Raw genomic sequence first — 22,424 nt, 5'->3', positions numbered from 1 at the left:
GATCAGGCGTTTAATGTGAATACCTGAGGAGTGTCCGATGAAGAGCATTCAGAAGCGACAACCTAACAAAAGTGAATAAGTGAAGTTGCTAATAATAATGATTATCAATAAGATGGGCAACGCTGAATTTACATTGCACAGACATAAGTAGTTGTTATTAATGGACAAAAAAGCGGTTTACTCGGCGTTGTTTGCTGGTGCTTCTAACGTTGTTATGGCTCAGTCGGCAGCGATTGAGCTGGGGGAAATTGATGTTGTTGATAAGGCAGTGGTTGTAAAAAGTTCTACAGCCGTTGAGGCCTCATATGAAAGTTATGACCCGGTAGACAGTGGTGTTTCCGTCATTAATGAGCAGTCCATCGAAAACAGCAGAGGGGGAGGTATCGATACCACCGAATTGCTGGAACGATTGCCGTTTGTACAGATGGATGATGCTAATCGCGGACAGGCAACCCGGGAAAAAATTCAGTCCATACGACCTTCTGACTTTTCTATTTCGGGTGGCAACTACTACGACAATAACATCATGATTGATGGGGTGTCGGTTAACTCTGTGCATGATGTGACTAACAAGAGCGAGAGTTCTATTGATAATGTCGCCGGGCAGACATCCCAAACCTTTTATGTTGATCCGTCACTGCTTGGCAGTACCGAAGTGTTTGATTCCAATGTGTCGGCAAAATACGGTGGTTTTATTGGGGGGGCTGTTAACTTCAAGGTGCGTGAACCCAAAAAAGAATTTGGCATGAAACTGAGAGTAGGGTACCAGTCTGATGGCATGGTGCACTATAAGACGGATAAGGATACTCTGGCTGATGGGGAAGTACCGGGCAGGATTGAACCTGAATTCAAAAAATATTCCAGCTCTGTTTCCTTTGATCTGCCTGTGAGTGAGCGACTCCGTTTTCTGACTGCGTATACCCGTGCTGAATCCAATGTTTACTATCAGGCAGATGAGAATTACGGCGGACGAACCTACCCTAATGACGATAAATCAGAGAATTTTTTGCTGAAAGGTGTTTATGATCACAGCGACACATTGTCTTTCGATGGTCAGATCGCGTATAGCCCATACACCAGTCATCGTGAACAGACTAACCGTCATAACAACTATATTGACTCCAAATCCACCGGCCTGAAAGGGCACCTGGCTGCACAGGGTGTTTCGGGTGAGACTGACTGGAATACCAAACTCTCATTTATGCATAATGATTCCAGTCGGGAATCACCTGATGATATGTTTCGCTGGACAGGCTCGACTGCGGGCTGGTGTAGTTCATCGTATTGCTATGAAGGTGGTATTGGCGATCTGGATCAGACTCAGACGGACTACACCTGGGACTTTGACGCGTCAACGCCTTTGCTTGCAGGGCTTCTGAGTTACGGGGCGCGATGGAAGCAAACCATTGTCAAAAAGAGTCGCGGGCGACAGCACAATTCATACTTCCTTGCTAAAACACCGGACAATGGAATTAGCTGGGAGTGTAAACCGGGTGATCCATCCTGTAAGTCCTACGACGCCGCAACAAAATACACGAGCTATAGCCCTTATGATGCCGAAGTAGCAATAAACAGTCAGGCTCTCTGGTCAGAGTACGCACAGGATATCGGCTCTGTCAGCCTTCGTGCAGGCGCGCGGTTATCCCATGATGACTTCTTGAAAAATATTAACCTTGCCCCTCGCTTCACCGCCGCCTGGGAGTTTATGGATGACACCTTCCTGACCCTCGGTGCCAACCGCTATTACGGCAAAAATATGGTCGACTACGTCATTCGGGGCAAAGAACCCAGTCGTTATAGTTATAAGCGGGATTATGATAAAAGCACAGGCAAGCTGGGAGACTGGTATGTTGATAAAACGATAAATCCACTCAAGTTCAGTGGATCGAAACTGGATACGCCTTACAGTGATGAGCTGACTGCTGCCCTGACGATTCCTACTGCACTGAAAGGGACGCTGCGTTTGAAAGCTGTGACAAGAAAGAATAAAAAGCAGTTCTCCAGCAGTGAAAAGATTTATAGTGCCGACAAAAAAAGCTATCACCGTGAAATGGTTAACGGTGGGAAAACGGACTACATCGGTTATGCCATTGAATGGTCCAGCAGCTACAAAGGGCACTTCTTCAATGCCAATGTCACCTGGTCTGAAACGACAAACAAGGGCCAGACAAATTACTTTGATAACGTTAACCCAGAGGATGAAAACACTTATATTTACTACAAAGGCAAAATTATTTCTTTATCAGAAATGTACGAAATTCAGGGGCGGCAAAATTTTGCAGCACCTTTTAAGGCTTACGTTTCCTGGAGTACCAACTGGCTTAATGAACGTCTGATGACTTCTCTCAGTGCCCGATATCGCGGGGCTTACACTTACCTTGGCGATACCGGAAAGAATAAAGAAATTGATGGTAAAAAATACGATGTTTATGATAAAAACGAGTTAAAAGCATCCACAATTGTCTATCTGAACACCAAGTATCAACTGATCAAAACAGATGATTACGAAGCCAGCATTGATTTCAGGGTCAATAACCTGCTTGATGACATGCCGAATGTTAAGACGGCACGAAATAAGCGTTTACAGATGGGCCGCGCCTACTGGGTCGGAGTGAACTTCAGCATTTAATTCACCATTCTCGGGCGTGTACTGACTCGTGCTTTCAGTTCCACGGGTTGGTTATCCCGCAGAATCTGCAATGTGACTTCGGTTCCCGGTGGCACCTGTGCCACCAGGTTCATGACTTTGTTGCCATCGCTGGTGCTGATGTTGTTGATACCGGTCAGAATGTCGCCACGACGCAAACCTGCCTGATCCGCAGGGCCGTCCTGATAGACACCGGAAATCAGGATGCCGGAATTGGTTTTAACATCATAAGCCTGAGCCAGCTGCGCACTGAGAGGCTGGGATTCAATACCCAGCCAGCCACGAATCACTCGCCCATATTTGATAATGGATTCCATCACGAACGCTGCCATTCTGGAAGGAATGGCAAAGCCTACGCCTTCGTTGCCACCGCCACGGGTAAACAACAGGGTATTGATACCAATCAGTTCACCGTAAGCATTAACCAGGGCGCCTCCGGAATTACCAACGTTAATGGCTGCGTCAGTCTGGATAAAATCTTCGTAGGTGTTCAGTCGCAGATCGTCCCGTCCGGTGGCACTGATAATCCCCATTGTAACGGTCTGCCCAAGACCAAATGGGTTGCCGATCGCCAGTACAACATCACCGACTTCTGCTTTAGTGGAATCGGTCAGGTGGATACTGGGCAGGTCTTTCAGGTCGATTTTCAATACCGCCAGATCGGTATCCGGATCACGACCAACCACCGAGGCGATTTCTTCCCGACCGTCCTGCATGGAAACATAAATTCGCTCAGCGCCCTGTATGACATGGTTATTGGTGAGCAGATAGCCATCAGGGCTGACAATAACGCCTGAACCCCGGCTGGCGTCCTGGTCTGGGCTATTGCGAAACGGGATAGGTGTTGCCGATGCGTCGGAACGATCCAGGGAAGCGGTGGCAATATTAACCACGGCCGGAGCTGCCTTTTTTACCGCATGGCTATAGGAAACCTGACCCGTTCCCAGCAGGTTGCTGCGGTTAAGCAGCGTACTGAAGAAAGCAGTCAGGTTATCTTCCTTAAAACCGGCCACCTCAGGTTTGATGACAATCACCAGGAGTCCAATAATCAGGCCAAGAAAAACAGGAAGGCCAATCTGTAAAAGAATTTTTTTCATGGTGATCGCTGCAACTACCCGTCAAACAGTATAATGGTTGAATACTTAAATATACCGGTATCCATGCTTGGAACGATAGAGTCACAGGAGACGAATTATGGGCATTTCCCTCAATAGGCTGATGGAAAGACTGGATGATGAACTTCAGCCGGGGTTATTCAGGGATTACTGCCCCAATGGTTTGCAGGTTGAGGGTAAGCGGGACATTAATCGGATTGTCACCGGAGTCACTGCCTGTCAGGCACTGATTGACAAGGCTATCGAGTTGCAAGCGGATGCTGTTTTTGTGCATCACGGCTATTTCTGGAAAGGGGAAGACGCCACGATTACCGGTATGAAGCGTCGTCGGGTTGAAGCATTACTCCGACACAATATCAGCCTGATTGCTTACCACCTGCCACTGGATGGTCATCCGACCATGGGTAATAACGCTCAGCTGGCAACATTGATGCAATGGTCAACGGAAGGCGGTATGGATTCTGCCCCACGGCCTGTAGGTAACTGGGGAACCGTGAGGAAAACCCAGACGGCTAAGGCGTTATCAGAACAGTTACAGCAACAACTGGGGCGGGAACCTCTGGTGATTGAAGGCGGTTCTCATGACATCAAAACCGTCGCCTGGTGTACCGGCGGGGCGCAGAAGATGATTGAGCAGGCTCACGCCCTGGGGGTTGATGCTTATGTGAGTGGTGAAATCTCGGAATCCACGGTTCACTTTGCCCGGGAGAATGGTATTCATTACTTCAGTGCCGGTCATCATGCCACTGAACGCTACGGCGTTCAGGCGGTGGGCGCATGGCTGGAGCAGGAATACGACATCGAACATCTATTTGTTGATATAGCGTCTCCGGTTTAGGGTGGCCTATAAAGCCATCGCCAGCTGTTCTATTTTGACAGGCTCATCGCTACAGGTCTGATTGCATCAGCCATATCGAGGCAGAAGTCCTCGTCACCTGCCAGTTATGGCACTGCTTCTAACCTTGGCAGTACAATAATTGATATAAATATAAATCTAAATAAAAATGATTATCACTTGCATAGATATATGATTAACGTATAATCTGCGTCAGCTTTAGATAAAAAAGAAGTAAAGGTACGTAATGGAATTCATTTCACTGCGGTCGTTGCTGGCAGCCAGTATTGCATATGTCATATACGCTCCAAATGTTCTTGCAGAAGCTCCCTCATCAACAAACAATAATCTCCCAGTTCTCGAAGAAACAGAAACACAAACGATTGAGCAGGAGAATGGCTTACTGCTCAATCGTGAAGAAATCAAAGCGACACCCGTCGCTAATAATAATTTGTCACAGTTACTGAAGACTCAGCCTGGCATTGCTATCAATGATGCCCGGGCTTCTGTTCGCGGTGGTGATATAAAACCGGAAGAGATTTCTCTGGCTAATGCTCGTACCCATCAAACCAATTATATGATTGGTGGTGTAACGACCAACAATATTTCAACGTTCGCCGCAGCTGATAAAGCAGGAGGACTTGGCGGACACACTTCAGGTTACTTCTTTGATACTGAGTTGCTGGAATCGGTTGAGGTAATGGATCGTAATATCAGCCCGGAATACGGTAGCTTTACCGGCGGTATCATCAATGCAGAGTTGCGTAAGCCAACGGATACATTTGTTGCAGAATACAGCTATAAAATGAATAAGAGCAGCTGGAACAGTGATCCAACTCTAGACGCAGATAATAAGGATTTGCAAAGGCCTGGCTGGGGTGATGGCCGATACCAGGATCAATACGAAAAACGCTTTCATAACCTGTTCATCGGTGGCCCGGTTTCCGAACTGCACAAACTGGGTTTTGGCTTAAGCGTGCAGGAATCGGATATCCCCCTCATCTATAACGGTGGTCGTAAAAACCAGCAGCAAACCAACACCAGCGCATTTATTAATCACCTTGGTCAGCTGGGTGCCTGGGAGGTCAGCAATGAGTTGCGGTATTCGAAGTTTACGGAAAAGCGGTTTCTCAACGATACCTTTACCGACGATACGGATGAGTTCAGTGATTATAAAAACAGCCATGGCGGTTTTGGTTACACCTTGAAGCTGAATCGTGAGTTTACCCTGGGTGCATGGCGCAACACCGTGGCGTTTGACCAGCTGAAAGACGAACGCAAGGCTGATGTTGACTACTTCAAAACCCATTTAGACTTGCGCAACGGATTTGATCTGAGCTCTTCCGGTTCTTACGGTAATCTCGACCAGACCCAAAACAGCACCAAGCTCAAGTCTGCTTATTATTTCAATGCGCTCTATACTGCCAGTGTTCGGCACCAGGTAACTATTGGTTCTGAAGCCACGCTTCATTCGGCTGAAGGTCAATATCACGAAGCATTTAATAATTTTTCTCAATCCAGCAACGCTAATGGTAGTGTAAACCTCAATCCATGGGTGGTTACAGAGGCAGGTAATTATAAAGCTGAATCTAACCAGTACGCGTTGTATGTAAGCGATACTTTGCAGTGGAATAAACTGACTCTTAATCTTGGGTTGCGTGCTGAACATATTGAACTTTTTGATGACAACACCGTTGCACCTCGTTTTCACGGTAGCTGGGACTTTCAAACCGACCGCATTAACCGTTTGAGCCTGGGTGCTTCCAGATACTATAGTGGCAGCCTGCTGGGCTGGGCACTGGCTTCCCAGAGACGAGGCCTGCAAACTGATTATCGCAACTGTATTGGAACCGGCGGTGGTAATGATATCAGTCTGAACCCTGGTGACTACGATTGCGGATCTGTAACCAGGTATCAGACAATTGACCTTAATCAGGCTAAAACGCCTTATTCTGATGAGTTAACCGTCGATTATGATCTGCAACTGGGTAATGTTGAAATCAATGCTGGCTTTTTGCGTCGACAGCAAAGAAATGGCCTGTCTTTTGTTTACAATCCAAAACTTGATCGTGACCAGCTACATAACAACATGGAAAGTGACAGTGACATCTATTCCTTACGATTCAGCAATATCGATAACTACCAGTTGCTGGGAGCAGATATAGGTGGCTATTTGAAATTGGTCTACACCGATGCAACCGGCTCTGGCAGCACCACCTCTGTTTATGATGATCAAAATGACCTTAACAGTGGTAGCGAAATTGAGTGGGTTGAACTGGATGGTCAGTTAATGCGTCGCAGTGAGATGGACACTGGCAGTTATAACAGTGATCTCGCTGCAGTTTTTGCCCTGAACGCCACCCTGGAAGACTATGGTTTAACATTGAGCAACCTGGTCAGATATGAAGCAGGACGTGATTTAACTTTGCTCAAAGGTCAGGAAATCAGGGACATTAATGGAAAGCCAACAGCTGTCTCATTATTGTCCAAAGAGAAACTGGGCAGCCTTGTTACCTGGGATGCAAAACTGGCCTGGACCCCTCCTGTCGCAGACAATCTGTTAACCCTTGGCCTTACTGTAACCAACCTGCTTAACAGGCAGGTGAAGGTCTCTACTTCAGGCATTGCCAATAGCAGCAAATTCACCAACAACTATTACAGTAAAGGCCGTGAAGTCTGGCTCAGCGTAGGCATGCGCCTGTAACAGCACCCTCTGCCCTTTCAGTAGCGGACTTTTTGCTCCGCTACCTGTTTTTCTTTTCTAAAGGACTTTATGAATAAATTGACTCAGAGTGTGCTGGTGGCGAGCCTGCTTCTGGCAGGCTGCAGCCAGATTTCATCCCCCGATTTTTCGTCGCAAATGAGTGCACCGGTTACCAGTCAGGCAACATTACTTCCAGTACGCTCCGATATTCATCAGGGTACTCTTGCCAATGGCATGAAATATATTGTGTTACCTAATGCCGAGCCTGCTGACCGTGTGTCACTGCAACTGATTGTACACGCCGGTTCTCTGGATGAAGCCGACGATCAGCAGGGTATCGCTCATCTGGTCGAACACATGGCTTTTAATGGCACAGAGCAATTCCCCGGCAATAGCATTATTGAGCATCAGGAATCACTGGGTATGGTCTTTGGGCGTGATGTGAACGCTATGACCGAATATTACACCACCTCCTATTACCTGCATCTGCCAGACAACAGTGAACGTATGTTGAACGAAGCGTTTAACATGTTCTCGCAGCAGGCCAGTGCTTTGACGTTTGATCAGCAGGAGTTAGAAAAAGAACGTCCTGTTGTCGAAGAAGAATGGCGGCGTGGCTTGAACATGATGGCGCGCCTTGGGACTGCAAATCGCAGGATTACTCTCGCAGGCAGTCGTTTTGGTGACAGGGAGCCTATCGGTGATATGGATCTGGTTCGAAACATCGGGACTGACCGTATCAAAGCTTTTTACCAGGACTGGTATCAGCCGAACAATATGACATTACTGGTTGTGGGCAGTGTTGAGGCTTCTCAGATCGAAGCACTGTTAAACAAGTACTTTGCCCCTATGCCAGCCAGGGATTTGCCAGCACGGCCGGATTTGACGGTGCCATTGCCGGAAATGCTGACATTCGACACCATTCAGGACAACGAAATCACCACAGAAGTTTTATCCATAAATCTGCGTGGTTCACAGGCTGTTGTCTACACCGAAGATGACCTCAAGGCAGAACTGCTTAATACCCTGAGTATGACCATGATGGATAACCGTCTGCATGTGCAGTATCAGTCTGAAACTGACACCATCAGCAAGATGGTTGCCAGTGCAATGCCTCTGGCTTCGGGCTACAGCAACAATCGTGTTATGGCGATCCTGAAAGACGGTCAATACCTCAGTGCGATGGAAGAAATGTTCAGCGAAGTAAGCCGCTACGCTACCCATGGCTTTAGTCAGCGCGATCTGGACACCGCCCGAAACAGTATTTCTGCCCGTTACCGCACAATCGCTGACGGACTTGAAGGTGCTAGAAACAGTCGCCAGATGATGAGACTTTTCAATCAGATACGCACAGGGCAGCCTCTGGTTCACTGGAGTGACGACAATGAAACAGTACAACGACTACTGGCATCTATTACGGTTGAAGACGTAAATCTGCACTTCAGGCAGGTCGTCCATCAAAGAGCGCCTCTGGTCATTGCCCAGGTAAACACCAGCCACGGAAATGCACAACCACCGGCTAAAAAAATTGAACAATTATGGGAAAAAGCACTGGCAAACCCGCCAGCAGCGGTTGACCAGCAGATCATTCCCGACAAGTTATTTACCCGTACGCCTGATGCAACCAAAGTAGTTAAGCATCAGCAATTTGGTGAAATTCAGAAGTGGACGCTGGCTAACGGTGCTCAAATCTGGTTCCAGTACAGCGATGAGGTGAGTAATCAGGTTCAACTGCGCTGGCAGGGTTATGGTGGCACGATGCAACTACCACAATCTGAGCGTCGTGCAGCAACACTGGCGGCCCGTAATCTGTCTGCGTTTGGTTACGGTGGGTTTGATTCTGAAGCACTGGGGGTGATTAATGCTTCCCATAATATACGTCAGTTTCCTTATGTAGACCTGAGCAGTCAGGGCGTATTCGGCACTACCAGTAAGGATGCGGTGGAACAGTGGCTGCAAAATCTCAACCTGATGCTGACAAAACCACAGGTGGATAAAGAGGTATGGCAGGCTAAGCAGGACTTCATTGTGCGCAGTCTTGAACGTCGCAAAGATAATCCATCCTCACAATTCAATGAAAAAATTGACCGGCTGCGGTATGTCAATACACCGTCCATACAACCCATAACCGCAGACGAGTTACGCGCCATTACGCCAGAACAACTACTGGCAGCTTACAAAACGATCTTTGGCACAGCAAACGGGCATCAGCTAGTAGTCATTGGCGACATAAAAGCCGACCGGGTGATTGATCTGGCCAGCCGTTACCTTGGTCACCTTCCTGCCGGTCAGTCTCATCACGAACCCTCTCTGCCCAAGCTGGCTGGCGGCAGGCACCGTGTACTTGTTGAAGGCGGTGCCGAACCACAAGGGATCACCAGCGTGCTGTTTAATGCAGATTACCCATTCAGTGATGAAGCGGAATACAAGGCTTACCTGCTCTCACGTATTGTGTCTACGCGAATGCGTGAACAGTTACGTGAAAAAGCCGGCGGGGTTTATACCGCACGCTTCGGTATTTCTCTGGAGCGATCCCGCCAGCAGGCTTACGGCATGATCAGTTACTCTCATCAGCCTGAGCGAGCCGATGAGCTGAAGGACATGGCGTTAAATATTATCGCTGAAATTGCTGCCAATGGGGTGACTCAGGATGAGTTGAGTACCGTTCGTAAGCAGATCATCCGTGGCCTGCAGCCGGAAGCCATCAGTTATCATGACCGCTACCGGTGGCTGACTCAAATGGCCGCCGATGATCAGTATCAGGAGTTGCCGGGCAGTTACCTGAACTGGTTGAAAGATGTGACTCCAGCCGATCTTCAGCCAATGGCCAGCACCATCCTCAGTACCAATAATGTTATTGACGCTCTGCTTCTTCCTGAGAAGAAAAGTTAATACAGCAGTAATATAGAGGGCCCCGGGTAACTACCGGGGCATGTTGATTTATGAAACGGTTAAAGCAATTCTACGACGCTCTGATCGCACCGGATGCTGACGCTATCTATTCACTGTCAGTGTTACGAAGATATTTACTGGTATTACCGCTGGCATTAATGGCAGGTTTCGCTCAGGCCAGCACATCAGACCTGGCCAGGCTGGATCAGATAATAGCAAAGCAACTGGAAGTAGAGCGTTCAACAGCTGCCTTGCAGCTTGAAGCACAGCAATCGCTGACTGACAATGAACGACTACTGACGCTTTACAGACAGGAACATAAGGCACTGACAAAGGCTTTGGCGCATAAGCGGCAGCAACAGGATGAAGTTGATGCTCAGCGCAACGAGCTGCTTGAAGCTCAGGTGTTGCAGGAAAAACGAACGCAGCAATATCAACAACAGTTAGAGCAGGGCAAAACGCTACTGGAGTTGCAATGGCAGCAATTACCGCCCCCCCTGCAGTATGAGTTTCAGGGGGAGTGGGTTGTACTACAGGATAAGAAGCAGGGACTGAGCGAACGGTTTGCTGCCATGATTGCGATGCTGACAAAACTGGAAGAGTTTAATAGTGGTATTAACCTGCATCAGGGTAATTTGATTCATCAGGGTGAATCCTGGCGCACTGAGAAGCTGTTTATTGGTCTGGCACAAGGCTATTACCGTCTGCCTGATGGCAGCGGTGCTGGTGTTGGTTATGTGGTTGATGGCGTTTGGCAATGGCAAAGTACGCCTGCTTTGCAAGCGCAGATTGATCAGGCTTTTGCCATTTATCAAGGCAGGCAGCCAGTGGAGTTCGTCACATTACCATTACCTGCTGTAAGGGAGGGGCAACCATGATCCGCTTCATTATGTTGTTACTGGTCTTAGCCCTTAATCTGTTCAGTATGAGCATTTATGCCGACACCAGCCTGCATCAGGTGATGACTGAATTTGAGCAGCGACTTGAACAGTCACAGAAGCGCTACCAGCGAGTTAATGATCAGCTATTGGAACAGCGTCGTCCACAGCTGCGGAGACTGCAACGAATGGAGAGCCAGCTGGTTGAACTGCGTCAGCAACTGGCAGGACATACCCGATCGAAAGATGAGCAGTTTGTATCATTGCAAAGCATGAAACAGCGTTTGAGCCAGTGGCAGCAGCAAAATCGCTACATTGATAATTTGCTGAGCCGTTATCTGGGTACGGATGCTGATATTAAAGATAATCAACTCTTCGCTCAGCGTCTGAATGCTATAGGCCAGGCTACGCGACCGGGCTGGAAACCTTCTCAGGTGGTATCACTGAATGGCCGGATTATTAATGGTCAGCAACTCAACGCCGGGCCATTGAGCTGGTTCATTGATGAACAGGATCAGGGCTATTTTGTGGATAGCACCGCAAGCCCGCCAACCCTTGTGATGAAAGCCTCTCACCCGCTGACTGACTTGCAGGCAATGCCGGTAGATATCAGTCAGAATAAAGCAATCCGGATTGCTGCCAGTGAGGATAACTTGCTGGCTAAACTGGAGCACGGTGGTATCTGGGTCTATCCGATTTTGCTTCTGGGTGCCCTGACTCTATTAGTTGCCACCTGCAAGCTAGTTGCCTTAAGTCGTCTTTCCGCGTTGCAACCACAACTGGCTCAGCGTGCACTGGAAGGTGAGAAGCCTGACACGGAAGGGTGGCAAAAACAAATGTACGAACTGGCATACCGTCACCGGAATTGGCCGAAGGAAGCTCTGGCCGACAAACTGCATCATCAGTTGTTGCGGTGGAAAGCAAACCTCGACAGCAAGATGGTTATGCTGACAGCTACCGCAGCCGTCGCCCCGTTACTGGGTCTTTTAGGAACGGTTAGCGGTATGATTCATACCTTTGAGATGATGAATCTGTTTGGCAACCAGGATCAAAATATGTTGGCAGGAGGTATATCCGAAGCACTGGTGACTACTGAGCTTGGTTTGGTGGTGGCGGTACCCACCTTGCTGCTGCATGCCTACATAAACCGTCGTCATCAGGCTTATCTGGCACAACTGGAAGCAGACACGGTACTCCTTGGTGAACTCAGTAATACCTGTCAGGAGGCTGCATGATTGAACTGCTTATGTCGCCCAAGGGGATTGTGCTTGGCCTGATCTTCTTTCTGGCGCTGATTATCTACTGGCAGATTTTTGATCTGATACAGCTGTTGTTCATGAACGAACCATTAAATAAAACAAGTGTCGTGTTATGTCAGCTGCGTGGCAGACAGTTATCGGGTTGGGTTTCGGTATTGCCTTTACTCGGCCTGCTGGGAACTGTCGGAGGTCTGTTTGACAGCTTCAATGGTCTTGCCCATGGCGATCAGGCAGTGCTGTCGACAGGCATTGCGGAAGCTCTGCTAACAACGCAGCTGGGGTTGACCAGTGCCGTTCCTGCAGTGCTGTTGCTGATATTTTGCCAACGCCACTGTGAACGGTTTCTTCAGGAGACGGAATGCATAGACGTTCAATAGCCGATAGCAGCAACCAGAACCTTACTATCGATATTGGCCCGTTACTGGATGTGGTATTTATCCTGCTTATCTTCTTCATTGTTTCCGCAGTGTTTGTCCGGGAAACCGGTATCGAGGTAGATCGCCCTGCTGCTGTGAGTCAGACAGATACCCAACAGCAAGCCGTTTTAATTGCCCTCAGTGCCGAGGGGGAAATATGGCATGGTGGTATGCAGATCGGTATGGCCGGAGTTACGCCAATGCTTAAGCAGCAACAACGCAAAGGGCGCCATGTGGTGATTATACAGGCCGACAAACACAGCTTGACGGAACCGCTGGTGCAACTGATAGATTTGTGCAAACTGGCGGGTTTCAGCCAGGTAAGCGTTGCCACGAAATCCGGTAATTGACGATGATTCAAAGATGGTTTGCCAACAGTCTTGCGGCTCTGCTAATGCTGACTTTGTTATTGTATCTGTCAGAGCTGCAAACAACAGGTTCACCACCTGAAGAGACATTGCTAATAAGGAAGGTGAATACTGTCGTGGTGCCACCACCACCTCCGCCACCGCCCAGTCAGCAGCAGCTGCAGCAGAATACGGCGGTGAACCTGCAGGTCTCTCAGGCAGAAGTACCGGTCAAACTGAAAGTGACAACACTCGATGTACCTCTGCCAGAACTGACTGCACCAGTCATTAGCAGTCAGACATCAATAGAGGGTGCATTGGAGTTTGATGTCGAAGCAGTAGTGGCTGCCATTACCACCTTCAGCCTCGATGAGCTGGATGAAATGCCCCGGCTGCTGACACCGATTACGGTTCGATTGCCAGCTGCATTACGGCAGAAAGGTGTACGCCAGGCGCAGGTGCGGCTGCACATTATCATTCATGAAAACGGAAGAGTAGAGCTGGTTAACATAGAACAGATGGAATACCCGGAGTTGGGAGCTTCTGCAAAGAGAATTGTTAAGCAGGCACGTTTCTCTACACCCCGTCGTCAAGGCAGCAAAGTGAAGGCCGAATTTATCTGGCCACTTAAGGTATCTTCATGAAAAAACTGATTTTTATCCTGCTGTGTTTCTGTGCCAGCATAGCCTGCGCGACTACAGACTTTGACTGGGATGGCGGAGATCTGCACTTTCAATTCAGCACCTCTCCTTATCAACAACGTGAACCCAGAATAACCAGTGAGGAATATGAAACTCTGAATAAAGTGGTTGAACTGGTAAAAAATCAGCGTGAGTCGGACGCCATGACTGAGCTGCGTATACAACTGGCCCGGAAACCAAGCGCAGCCATGTGGTTTTCATTAGCTCAGCTTCAACAACAGCAACAACAGCACAAGGCTGCTGTTGAATCATTGCGCCATTCCATTGATTTGCTGCCACAGTTCACCCGGGCTCATGAGAGTCTTGGATTACTTTTAACTCAGCAGGGAAACTACAAAGCTGCACGGCCTCATCTGCGGCAGGCTGCCCGTCAGGGAGCGCCCGCTCAAATATACGCCATGCTTGGTTATGGCTATCTGCAAACCAGCCAGCCCCAGGCAGCCACCGCGGCATACAGTCACGCCCTGATGCTGGCCGGGGATAATCCTCAATGGAAACGAGGGCTATTACATGCTGCTATGGCTGCTGGTGATGATTCTCTGGCTCGTTCAATGACCGATCAACTGCTGGCAGATGCTCCTGATAATGCCCGGTTATATATTTTAAGAGCTGGTCTGGCTCAACGTCAGAACCACTGGCCGGAAGCTATCGCCAGTTTAGAGATTGCCCAACAATTAATGCCCGGTAATGAATTAAGCTGGCAATTAGCCCAGGTTTATCTGAGTCAGGGCTACTACCAGATGGCACAGCCTCACCTGCTGCAATTTATCCACAACGGGATTGAGGGGCATCAACAGCAGCTATTGGAAATGGCTGACTACCTGATTAGTCAGCAGCAATACACACTGGCAGATAACACGCTGAAAACACTAATGCTCAGTAGCTCTTTAAATGCCTCTGAGCGCAGTCACGGTTTTGTCAGTCAGGCTATGTTGCTGGCGGAAAAGAATCCCGGAAAGTCAGCCAGTCAGCAAATTGACCTACTGCAGAAGTCATTGAAACTGAATCCTTTGAACGGCAGAGCCCTGATAGCGATGGCCGGGCTCTATGAAGATAGTAATCCTCTTCAGGCAGAGGCACTTTACCGTCGGGCTGAATCTGTGTCATCGGTGCAACTGGAGGCGCTGCAACGGCATGCTCAGTTATTACTTACTCAGGAAGCATACCGCCGTGCTGAACAGCTTTTGCAACAGGCTGTAAAGCAATCACCGAATGACAGGCAGTTACGGGATAACCTTGTGCTGGTCTCCCGGATAGTACAAAGCCAGGGCTGAGCTAATCCTGACACAGGTGAAATAAACATCCCTGAATGACAGCGTATTGTGTTTCACCTGTTTTGGACGATAAAACAAGCTACAGATAACAGTTAAAAAAATTGCAGCCATGCCAGTTTCCGGACCTAAACCACCTTCAACAGGAAGCACCGGGTTTACCTCGCCTTCTGAATCGCCAGAGGCAGAAGGTTTACCCGCGCCATCCAGACGTATTCCCAGGAACGACAGCCGAACGTCTGGCAAGTCTCTCCATGAACGTCGGGCCGCTGTTGCTGTAAAGGTTCCGCCCCATATGGGAGGGGCTGCTAAGGCAGAAGTCAGAAGTGTCTCTCAGAGTCTTGAACGCTCCAGAGACCGGCAGGCGATGTTAGAAGGCCAGAAGTTTCTTTGTAATCATCTGGAGAGTCTTTCACAGCAGCTTAATCGTTCTGGTGCAGCAGAGCCTGTTAATTACCGACTGGTGTTTATACCCAGGGGAAAACCTCCCGTCAGTGTGATTCCTCCTGAGCAAGGAGGGGCAGACGTTCAGGCAAGGGTTCAGGCATTGCGACAGCAGGCGAAACCGCTTGTCCGGCAGACCAGGGCCTATTTCTCGGAGGGCCGGGTTCAGGAGCTGGATCGGCAGCTGGCTGAGGTAAAGCAGGAAATCGGGCAACAGATTAACAGACTGGAGCAACTTCAGGTAGAGGTTATTATGGCACCTGTAGTGCCAGCCCCTACTGCGCTAAAGGGGCAGAGACCCGCGCCGGGGGAGCCTCCGGAAAACGCTGACCCTGCGACAGATGACCCGGAGTTTGTGCTGATACCTCAGCCCGTCGCTAAGCCTGTCGCTAAAACGGCAGTCTCCAGACGGCCTGTACCGGCTTCCCCACCGGCTCCTGTTCCCGCTGCTGTGCCCGTTGCTGCTCCAGCTCCGGCTGCCCGCAGAACAAATACACAACAGTGGTTAGACTTTTACCGATCCGGGGGCCGCATTGAGGGGCAGCGGCTCACATTGCAGCAGATAAGACAGTTCACGGCCAGACAGCTGGAAAGCGAGCATCAATATATTCAGCTGTTGTTTCCCAACCAGCATAACAGCCCACACAACCCGAACGCTCCCGTGCTAACCCCACAAATGATTCAGGAAATCCAGAGAGACCCGGTATTGCAGGGGGAACTGCAAAAGTCTCTGGATCAAATGCTGAAATTCTGGGGGTTAAAACGTATCGGGGATGATATACAGGTTATTCCGGGACAGGCAGAAGGGCATGCAAAGTGGATCGGTGGCTTTGACCATAACCATCAGCGCATAACCCGCGTATTGAGTTGTCTGAATGAGTGTGGCTATGTTAAGTGTGCTTCCAGCCTGGAAAAAGCGCTGCAAGCTGAAAGACACCGAAACCGGCAGGCTCCCGTAGCTTACTGGGCAAATGCAGTAGGATCCTCTTCGAACAGACCTCTGTACTTTTCCAGAACCCCCAATTGAACTCTATATCTCAGCACTACCCATCACCCTATCTATATGCTATAAGCAGAGCAGACTGTTAAACGGAAATACAGGGGTTGCTAATGGCAAGATTAGCAAAATCGTCGTAAACCCTCGCCCAATGCGGGCGGGGATATAAGACGGGAAGGCGCAGAGCCTTCCGCCATCAATCTGGTGTACTCTGGCTATTAACGTAGTCCTTCAGAGTCTCGATAGTTGCACCGCCAGCACTGCAAGCAAAGTAAGACCTTGACCACATTAAGCCTGCTTTGCTCTGAGCAGTAAGGTGGGTATTCAGCATTCGCAACCGTCTTGATGATGTTGATTTGAGATTATTTACCATGACACTGATAGCCAGTTTTGGTGGGTAGGCCACCAACAGGTGTACGTGATCTTTTTCGCCATCCATTTCAAGTAACTGGCATTCCAGTTTTTCACATGCACTCTCGAACGACTCCCGTAACTGCTTGATCATATAGCCATCAAAAAGCTTTCGCCTGTACTTTGTCGTGAACACCAAATGAACAACCAGCTTGGTAACGCTATGTCGTTTGCGAAGATACCCTTTAAGCAAATCCTTATTGTGTGCGCTCACTTGAAAACCTCTTTCAAATACCTGTAATATAAACTTTATATTAATGAGCACTGAAATAACGTTCCATGCTGAGAGCCACCAAAGTACGAATCTATCCAACATCAGAGCAGGCGGAATTTCTCGACCGTCAGTTTGATGCTGTGCGGTTCGTATGGAACAAGGCCCTGGCTATTAAGGTTCATTATTACAAGGCTCGTGGGCAGAGCCTTTCTCCCAAAAAACACCTGAAGCCCTTGCTGGCAAAAGCCAAGAAAAGCCGAAAGTACTCATGGCTGAAAAACGCTGACTCTATTGCACTGCAACAGGCCACTATCAATCTGGATACGGCCTTTCAAAACTTTTTCAATCCCAAATTGCAGGCAAGATTTCCTCGCTTCAAGAAAAAGCATGGCAAGCAAAGTAGCTACCATTGTACGTCTGTCTCTGTGGGCGATAACGGGATAAAAATCCCCAAGCGCAAGCCCATAAGGGCTAAAGTGCATCGTGAAATAGTGGGTAAGGTGAAGTCTATCACCCTGAGCAGAACGCTAACCGGCAAGTATTTTGCCTCCATATTGGCTGATGATACCCAGGAACAACCAAAACAGATTGATAATCTTGAAGCTAATCAGGTTGTCGGTGTTGATATGGGGATTACTGATCTGGCTATCACCAGTACCGGCCATAAGACTGGCAATCCTCGCTTTCTGAAAAAAGCACAACGTAACCTGAAAAGAAAACAACAGGCTCTATCTCGCTGCAAGAAAGGCTCAAAAGGTAGGCACAAAGCCCGTTTATTGGTGGCAAAGGCGCATGAGCGTGTAGCCTTTGCCCGTAATGATTTTCAGCATAAGCTATCAAAACAACTCATCGACGAAAACCAAGCGGTGATTGTGGAGACACTGAAAGTTAAAAACATGCTCAAGAACAAGCGTCTTGCTCGTTCTATTGCTGATGCTGGCTGGCACTCACTGATAACCAAACTCGAATACAAGGCAAAGCAGGAAGGTAAACATCTGGTGAAGATAGACCAGTGGTTTGCATCCTCTAAAACTTGCTCAGTCTGCGATTTGAAACAGGAAAAAATGCCATTGAGAATCCGATCATGGGAGTGTAGCTGTGGTGCTATCCATGACCGGGATATTAATGCAGCTCGCAATATCAAGAAGCAAGGCATATTGAAATTAAAGGCGGAAGGACTGTCCGTTTCTGCTGATGGAGGCTTGCGTAAATCCGGCAGATTGTCGGTTGCTGCCTAAGAAATCAGAAGCCTCACCCGATAGGGTGGGGAGCAGTCACATATAGCTACTTATCAAATCTTACGAAGTAATGAAAGTGAAGTACCAGACCATGAAAATGATAGAAAAAAAATTGAGGAAGCTAAGAAAGTTCTAGAGTCTTCTGGTCTTGAACTCATTTATTTGAATGGAGCTGATAGCAAAAAAAACAACGATTTTAAATATGACTATTTCGTTTCCAAAGAGGCTGAAATAATATTTTATTTATCAGTTCTTACAGGCGAAGCCCAACAGGAAATGTTAAATATTGCACCTTCATTTTATAAGGATAAAAAAAAGGCAAAGGCATGGAGAGATAAAGTAATAAAGAAAATACATCCTGATAAGTCGAAGCATCCTGATGCAAAAAAGCAACTGAAGTGCTGAACTTGCTTTATGAAAGGATGTTGAAAAATACCAAACGATAAACAAAGAGGCAAAGGACTCTCTGTATTATTTGAAAACAGTAATCAAAATTATAATCTGGATGAAAATCTAAGTTCTGATTTAGACAGGTCATCTGCCCGGGCAACGCTAAACGCATGGACTAATGGCTCTGTAGTTGATGGCACTGGCAAAGTTTGGATCATGGAGGACTATCTTTTCACTATATGGAGAACAGACAAAGCTACAGCCAGTTACTTTGTAGACGGTATAAGCGATATTGATAAATCTAATTTCAACGGTTCAACTTGCATAAATTATTCTGCCGTAATCTATCGGCTTAATGAAATAATAGATAGCCCAATCACGGACAAAAGAAGAGGTTACCTAAGGCTTTCTGAAGATATTGGTCAGTCTGTAAGAGACTCAGACGCTGCTGAAGTGTATAGATTGAAATATAACGAGCATATAAACAGCATCAAAAAAGAAATGAAAAATAGGCGTATTGAACACTTTGGTATTGAAAATTATGAACTGACGGGAAGTTTTTTAAATAAAGCAACAGCTGAGTTTCATCATATACGACGACAGTCAACTTGTCCCGATCTGATTAGCATGATTTGGAATGGTGTAATAGTTAATAAAGATACCCACAATGTTATAACATCCAGAAATGCCAATGATGAGTATGATTTGCTTGATTTGTGTGAAGAGCAAGGCTGGAATACTGGCTGGTTTAATGATTATCAAACGTCACTAAAAAGCTTGGATATGCAATAACATCGCACTCTAAGAGTGATCTCTAGTTCGCAGTGCATATTATTATTCGATAAAAATATAGATATTAAATTTATTATTACATTATCGCTGATAGACTTTGCTTCAAATAAAAACTCTAATGTCAGGTCTTGCCGATTATGTCTGGTAAACAGTCACGCCATCAGCTGAATCATCTTAAACAGCTGGAAGCGGAAAGCATTCATATTATTCGTGAAGTGACCGCCGGGTTTGATAACCCGGTGATGCTCTACTCCATTGGCAAGGACTCGGCCGTAATGCTGCACCTTGCCATGAAGGCATTCTATCCGGGAACCCCCCCCTTTCCTTTAATGCACGTTGATACTCTGTGGAAATTCAAAGAGATGATTGAGTTCCGTGATCAGCATGTAAAACAACTTGGGCTGGAGTTGATTGTTCATACCAATCCGGAAGGCGTTAAACAGGGTGTTGGCCCGTTCACCCATGGCAGCGCTAAACATACCGATGTTATGAAAACCCAGGCTTTAAAACAGGCGCTGGATCAGTATGGTTTTGATGCCGCTTTTGGCGGAGCCCGTCGTGATGAAGAAAAATCCAGGGCGAAAGAGCGTGTCTACTCCTTCCGGGACGCTAACCACCGCTGGGACCCGAAAAACCAGAGGCCGGAGCTTTGGAACATTTATAACAGCCAGGTAGAGAAAGGCGAAAGCATAAGGGTTTTTCCGTTGTCGAACTGGACCGAGCTGGATATCTGGCAATATATCCATCAGGAAAATATCCCCATCGTCCCTTTGTACCTGGCAAAAGAGCGTCCGGTGGTTGAACGGGATGGCAACCTGATTATGGTGGATGATGAACGACTTCCGTTGCATGAAGGTGAAGCGCCTCAAATGAGAAAGGTACGCTTCCGGACTTTAGGTTGCTACCCGCTCACCGGAGCCGTGGAGTCCGAGGCGGATACCCTGACTGAAGTGATTCAGGAAATGTTGTTGACCAACACGTCGGAACGCCAAGGCAGGGTGATTGACCACGACAGCGCAGGCTCCATGGAGAAGAAAAAACAAGAGGGGTACTTTTAATGTCCCAGGGACTAATGCCGCATCAGTCTGATTTGATCGCCAGTGATATTGAGGAATATCTGCGCCGTCATGAGCAAAAAGAGATACTTCGGTTTCTCACCTGTGGCAGTGTAGACGACGGAAAAAGCACATTGATTGGCCGGTTGTTACACGACACCAGTATGATTTATGAGGACCAGCTGGCTTCGGTGCAGAGCGATAGCAAGCGGGTTGGCACCCAGGGAGAAAAGATTGATCTGGCGCTGCTGGTGGATGGTTTGCAGGCAGAGCGAGAGCAGGGTATTACGATTGATGTCGCCTATCGTTATTTCTCAACAGAAAAGCGTAAGTACATCATTGCTGATACGCCCGGGCATGAACAATATACCCGAAATATGGCGACCGGCGCGTCAACCTGCGATCTGGCTATTATTCTGGTAGATGCCCGACAGGGCGTGCTGACCCAGACCCGTCGGCATACTTATATTGCCAACCTTCTTGGCATTCGTCATCTGGTGGTGGCGGTTAACAAAATGGATCTGGTGGATTACAGTGAGGAGCGCTTTACCGACATTCGTAATGAATATCTGGGGTTTGCAGAACCCCTGAATCTGGGTGACGTGCGCTTTGTACCCATCTCGGCACTGGAAGGCGATAATGTGGTTGAACGCAGTACTCAAATGCCCTGGTACAATGGCGGGACTCTGATGGAGGTGCTGGAAACGGTGGAGGTGGCTGACGACCGTAATCTTGATGATTTCCGCCTGCCTGTTCAGTACGTTAACCGCCCCAACCTTAACTTTCGTGGTTATGCCGGAACCATTGCCTCTGGTGTTATCAAGACCGGAGATCGTATAAAAGTTCTGCCCTCGGGTCAGGAAAGTGAAGTGTCTGGCATTGTGGACTATGACGGCAACCTTTCAGAAGCCTTCGCTGGTCAGGCTGTGACGCTTACCCTGAAAGATGAGATCGATATCAGCCGCGGCGATATGATTGTTCCTGGTAGCAATAGTGGTAGGAATAGCGATGGCAAGGCTTGTCAGGTATTAAGCCACTTAAATACCGATGTTGTCTGGATGGGAGAAGAACCCATGCAGCCAGGGCGACAGTACTGGATCAAGTTTGCCACCCGTCAGGTAGCGGGCAGCTTTGGTGGTATTAACCATCGGGTCGATGTTAACACGCTGGAGCAACAGGCTGCTGGTGAGTTACAGCTCAATGAAATCGCTTCCTGTTCACTAAACCTGACGCAACCGGTGGCTGTTGATGTTTATGCTGCAAACCGTCAGACCGGCGCGTTTATTGTGATTGACCGTCTGACCAATGCCACGATGGCTGCGGGAATGGTGGCGTCAGCAGGCTCAGAACAAAAGCAAACCGAGCCGGTTTCGGTACAGGAGCGAATTCATCGTTTAAATCAAAAACCAACACTGGTTCAGGTAGGTAGTGCTGACCAGTTGCCGTTACTGGAAAGGCAGCTGTTTGACCGGGGCTTTCTGCCCGCCATTGTCGATCAGCAGCCAGGCTGGCAAATCAGGGCTGAAGCATTGCTGGAGGCCGGGCTGGTGGTTTTGGTGAATGCCCCAAACGGAAGTATGCCTGCTGGTCAGGCGGTTGTGACAGTCAGTTCGGAAACCTCGCTGGAGCAGATTTACAGCAGGTTGGGACGAACGAAGCGTTAATACTCCCGGTAACCCACTGTTGTAGTGGGTTCCTGCCTCATACGACTTCCGCTTAGCATTCCTCTGAACTTGCCAGGCTTTTTGCTGTCAAACCCTCTGTTTAATGGAATAACGGCAAACCACGTCAATGTAGGTTTGCAATGAACAGGGAGAG

The 22,424-nt window shown here is 48.2% G+C and carries 18 protein-coding genes; 16 read left to right on the top strand and 2 right to left on the bottom strand.

Translation table 11 applies throughout. From position 1 onward, the window contains the following. Positions 1 to 160 precede the first annotated feature (160 nt). Complete coding sequence (locus NX720_RS16490; protein WP_262595985.1) at positions 161 to 2,629, top strand: TonB-dependent receptor plug domain-containing protein; 2,469 nt, start codon at positions 161 to 163, stop codon at positions 2,627 to 2,629. Here NX720_RS16490 and NX720_RS16485 read toward each other — a convergent pair. Then, complete coding sequence (locus NX720_RS16485) at positions 2,626 to 3,744, bottom strand: S1C family serine protease (protein ID WP_262595983.1); 1,119 nt, start codon at positions 3,742 to 3,744, stop codon at positions 2,626 to 2,628. The two genes, NX720_RS16490 and NX720_RS16485, sit on opposite strands and share 4 nt — an antisense overlap. 97 nt (positions 3,745 to 3,841) lie before the next feature. Between NX720_RS16485 and NX720_RS16480 the strand changes: the two genes are divergently transcribed. The 10 genes from NX720_RS16480 to NX720_RS16435 all read left to right on the top strand — a co-directional run bounded on the left by NX720_RS16480 (position 3,842) and on the right by NX720_RS16435 (position 16,536). Next, complete coding sequence (locus NX720_RS16480) at positions 3,842 to 4,600, top strand: Nif3-like dinuclear metal center hexameric protein (protein ID WP_318654051.1); 759 nt, start codon at positions 3,842 to 3,844, stop codon at positions 4,598 to 4,600. A 244-nt stretch (positions 4,601 to 4,844) separates the two neighbouring features. After that, complete coding sequence (locus NX720_RS16475) at positions 4,845 to 7,301, top strand: outer membrane beta-barrel protein (protein ID WP_262595982.1); 2,457 nt, start codon at positions 4,845 to 4,847, stop codon at positions 7,299 to 7,301. Between the two features lie 69 nt (positions 7,302 to 7,370). Beyond that, the gene (locus NX720_RS16470) at positions 7,371 to 10,193 is read left to right on the top strand and encodes a M16 family metallopeptidase (protein WP_262595980.1); all 2,823 of its coding nucleotides are present in this window, start codon (positions 7,371 to 7,373) and stop codon (positions 10,191 to 10,193) included. Between the two features lie 50 nt (positions 10,194 to 10,243). After that, positions 10,244 to 11,071: a DUF3450 domain-containing protein gene (locus NX720_RS16465; RefSeq protein ID WP_262595978.1), complete on the top strand. Its 828-nt coding sequence runs from the start codon at positions 10,244 to 10,246 to the stop codon at positions 11,069 to 11,071. Continuing rightward, positions 11,068 to 12,306 carry a MotA/TolQ/ExbB proton channel family protein gene (locus NX720_RS16460; protein ID WP_262595977.1) on the top strand — a complete coding sequence of 413 codons (1,239 nt, stop codon included), beginning with the start codon at positions 11,068 to 11,070 and terminating at the stop codon, positions 12,304 to 12,306. Before NX720_RS16465 ends, NX720_RS16460 begins: the two co-directional genes overlap by 4 nt. Beyond that, complete coding sequence (locus NX720_RS16455) at positions 12,303 to 12,707, top strand: MotA/TolQ/ExbB proton channel family protein (protein ID WP_262595975.1); 405 nt, start codon at positions 12,303 to 12,305, stop codon at positions 12,705 to 12,707. Before NX720_RS16460 ends, NX720_RS16455 begins: the two co-directional genes overlap by 4 nt. Next, the gene (locus tag NX720_RS16450; protein ID WP_262595973.1) at positions 12,689 to 13,096 is read left to right on the top strand and encodes an ExbD/TolR family protein; all 408 of its coding nucleotides are present in this window, start codon (positions 12,689 to 12,691) and stop codon (positions 13,094 to 13,096) included. Before NX720_RS16455 ends, NX720_RS16450 begins: the two co-directional genes overlap by 19 nt. Positions 13,097 to 13,098: 2 nt before the next feature. Next, positions 13,099 to 13,737 carry an energy transducer TonB gene (locus tag NX720_RS16445; RefSeq protein ID WP_262595971.1) on the top strand — a complete coding sequence of 213 codons (639 nt, stop codon included), beginning with the start codon at positions 13,099 to 13,101 and terminating at the stop codon, positions 13,735 to 13,737. Next, a complete protein-coding gene (locus NX720_RS16440) occupies positions 13,734 to 15,068 on the top strand; it encodes a tetratricopeptide repeat protein (RefSeq protein WP_262595969.1) in 1,335 nt (444 codons plus the stop codon). Before NX720_RS16445 ends, NX720_RS16440 begins: the two co-directional genes overlap by 4 nt. A gap of 109 nt (positions 15,069 to 15,177) precedes the next feature. Further along, positions 15,178 to 16,536 (top strand): opioid growth factor receptor-related protein, encoded by a 1,359-nt coding sequence (locus NX720_RS16435; protein WP_262595968.1) that lies wholly within the window; start codon positions 15,178 to 15,180, stop codon positions 16,534 to 16,536. A gap of 166 nt (positions 16,537 to 16,702) precedes the next feature. Here NX720_RS16435 and tnpA read toward each other — a convergent pair whose 3' ends face one another. After that, complete coding sequence (gene tnpA, locus NX720_RS16430; RefSeq protein WP_262595354.1) at positions 16,703 to 17,131, bottom strand: IS200/IS605 family transposase; 429 nt, start codon at positions 17,129 to 17,131, stop codon at positions 16,703 to 16,705. Positions 17,132 to 17,196: 65 nt separating this feature from the next. Between tnpA and NX720_RS16425 the strand changes: the two genes are divergently transcribed. From NX720_RS16425 to cysN, 5 genes are all read left to right on the top strand, one after another. Beyond that, positions 17,197 to 18,369: an RNA-guided endonuclease InsQ/TnpB family protein gene (locus NX720_RS16425; RefSeq protein ID WP_262595967.1), complete on the top strand. Its 1,173-nt coding sequence runs from the start codon at positions 17,197 to 17,199 to the stop codon at positions 18,367 to 18,369. Between the two features lie 162 nt (positions 18,370 to 18,531). After that, complete coding sequence (locus NX720_RS16420) at positions 18,532 to 18,774, top strand: hypothetical protein (RefSeq protein WP_262595966.1); 243 nt, start codon at positions 18,532 to 18,534, stop codon at positions 18,772 to 18,774. A 201-nt stretch (positions 18,775 to 18,975) separates the two neighbouring features. Next, complete coding sequence (locus tag NX720_RS16415; protein ID WP_262595964.1) at positions 18,976 to 19,551, top strand: hypothetical protein; 576 nt, start codon at positions 18,976 to 18,978, stop codon at positions 19,549 to 19,551. A gap of 137 nt (positions 19,552 to 19,688) precedes the next feature. Next, positions 19,689 to 20,609 carry a sulfate adenylyltransferase subunit CysD gene (gene cysD, locus NX720_RS16410; protein ID WP_262595962.1) on the top strand — a complete coding sequence of 307 codons (921 nt, stop codon included), beginning with the start codon at positions 19,689 to 19,691 and terminating at the stop codon, positions 20,607 to 20,609. Beyond that, positions 20,609 to 22,270: a sulfate adenylyltransferase subunit CysN gene (gene cysN, locus NX720_RS16405; RefSeq protein WP_404831002.1), complete on the top strand. Its 1,662-nt coding sequence runs from the start codon at positions 20,609 to 20,611 to the stop codon at positions 22,268 to 22,270. Before cysD ends, cysN begins: the two co-directional genes overlap by 1 nt. Positions 22,271 to 22,424 lie beyond the last annotated feature (154 nt).

It is taken from the genome of Endozoicomonas euniceicola, from assembly GCF_025562755.1.
In the GTDB taxonomy this organism is placed as follows: Bacteria; Pseudomonadota; Gammaproteobacteria; order Pseudomonadales; family Endozoicomonadaceae; genus Endozoicomonas_A; species Endozoicomonas_A euniceicola.
The sequence above is the reverse complement of the archived record's forward strand: the minus strand, read 5'-3'. Positions and strand labels throughout refer to the sequence as shown.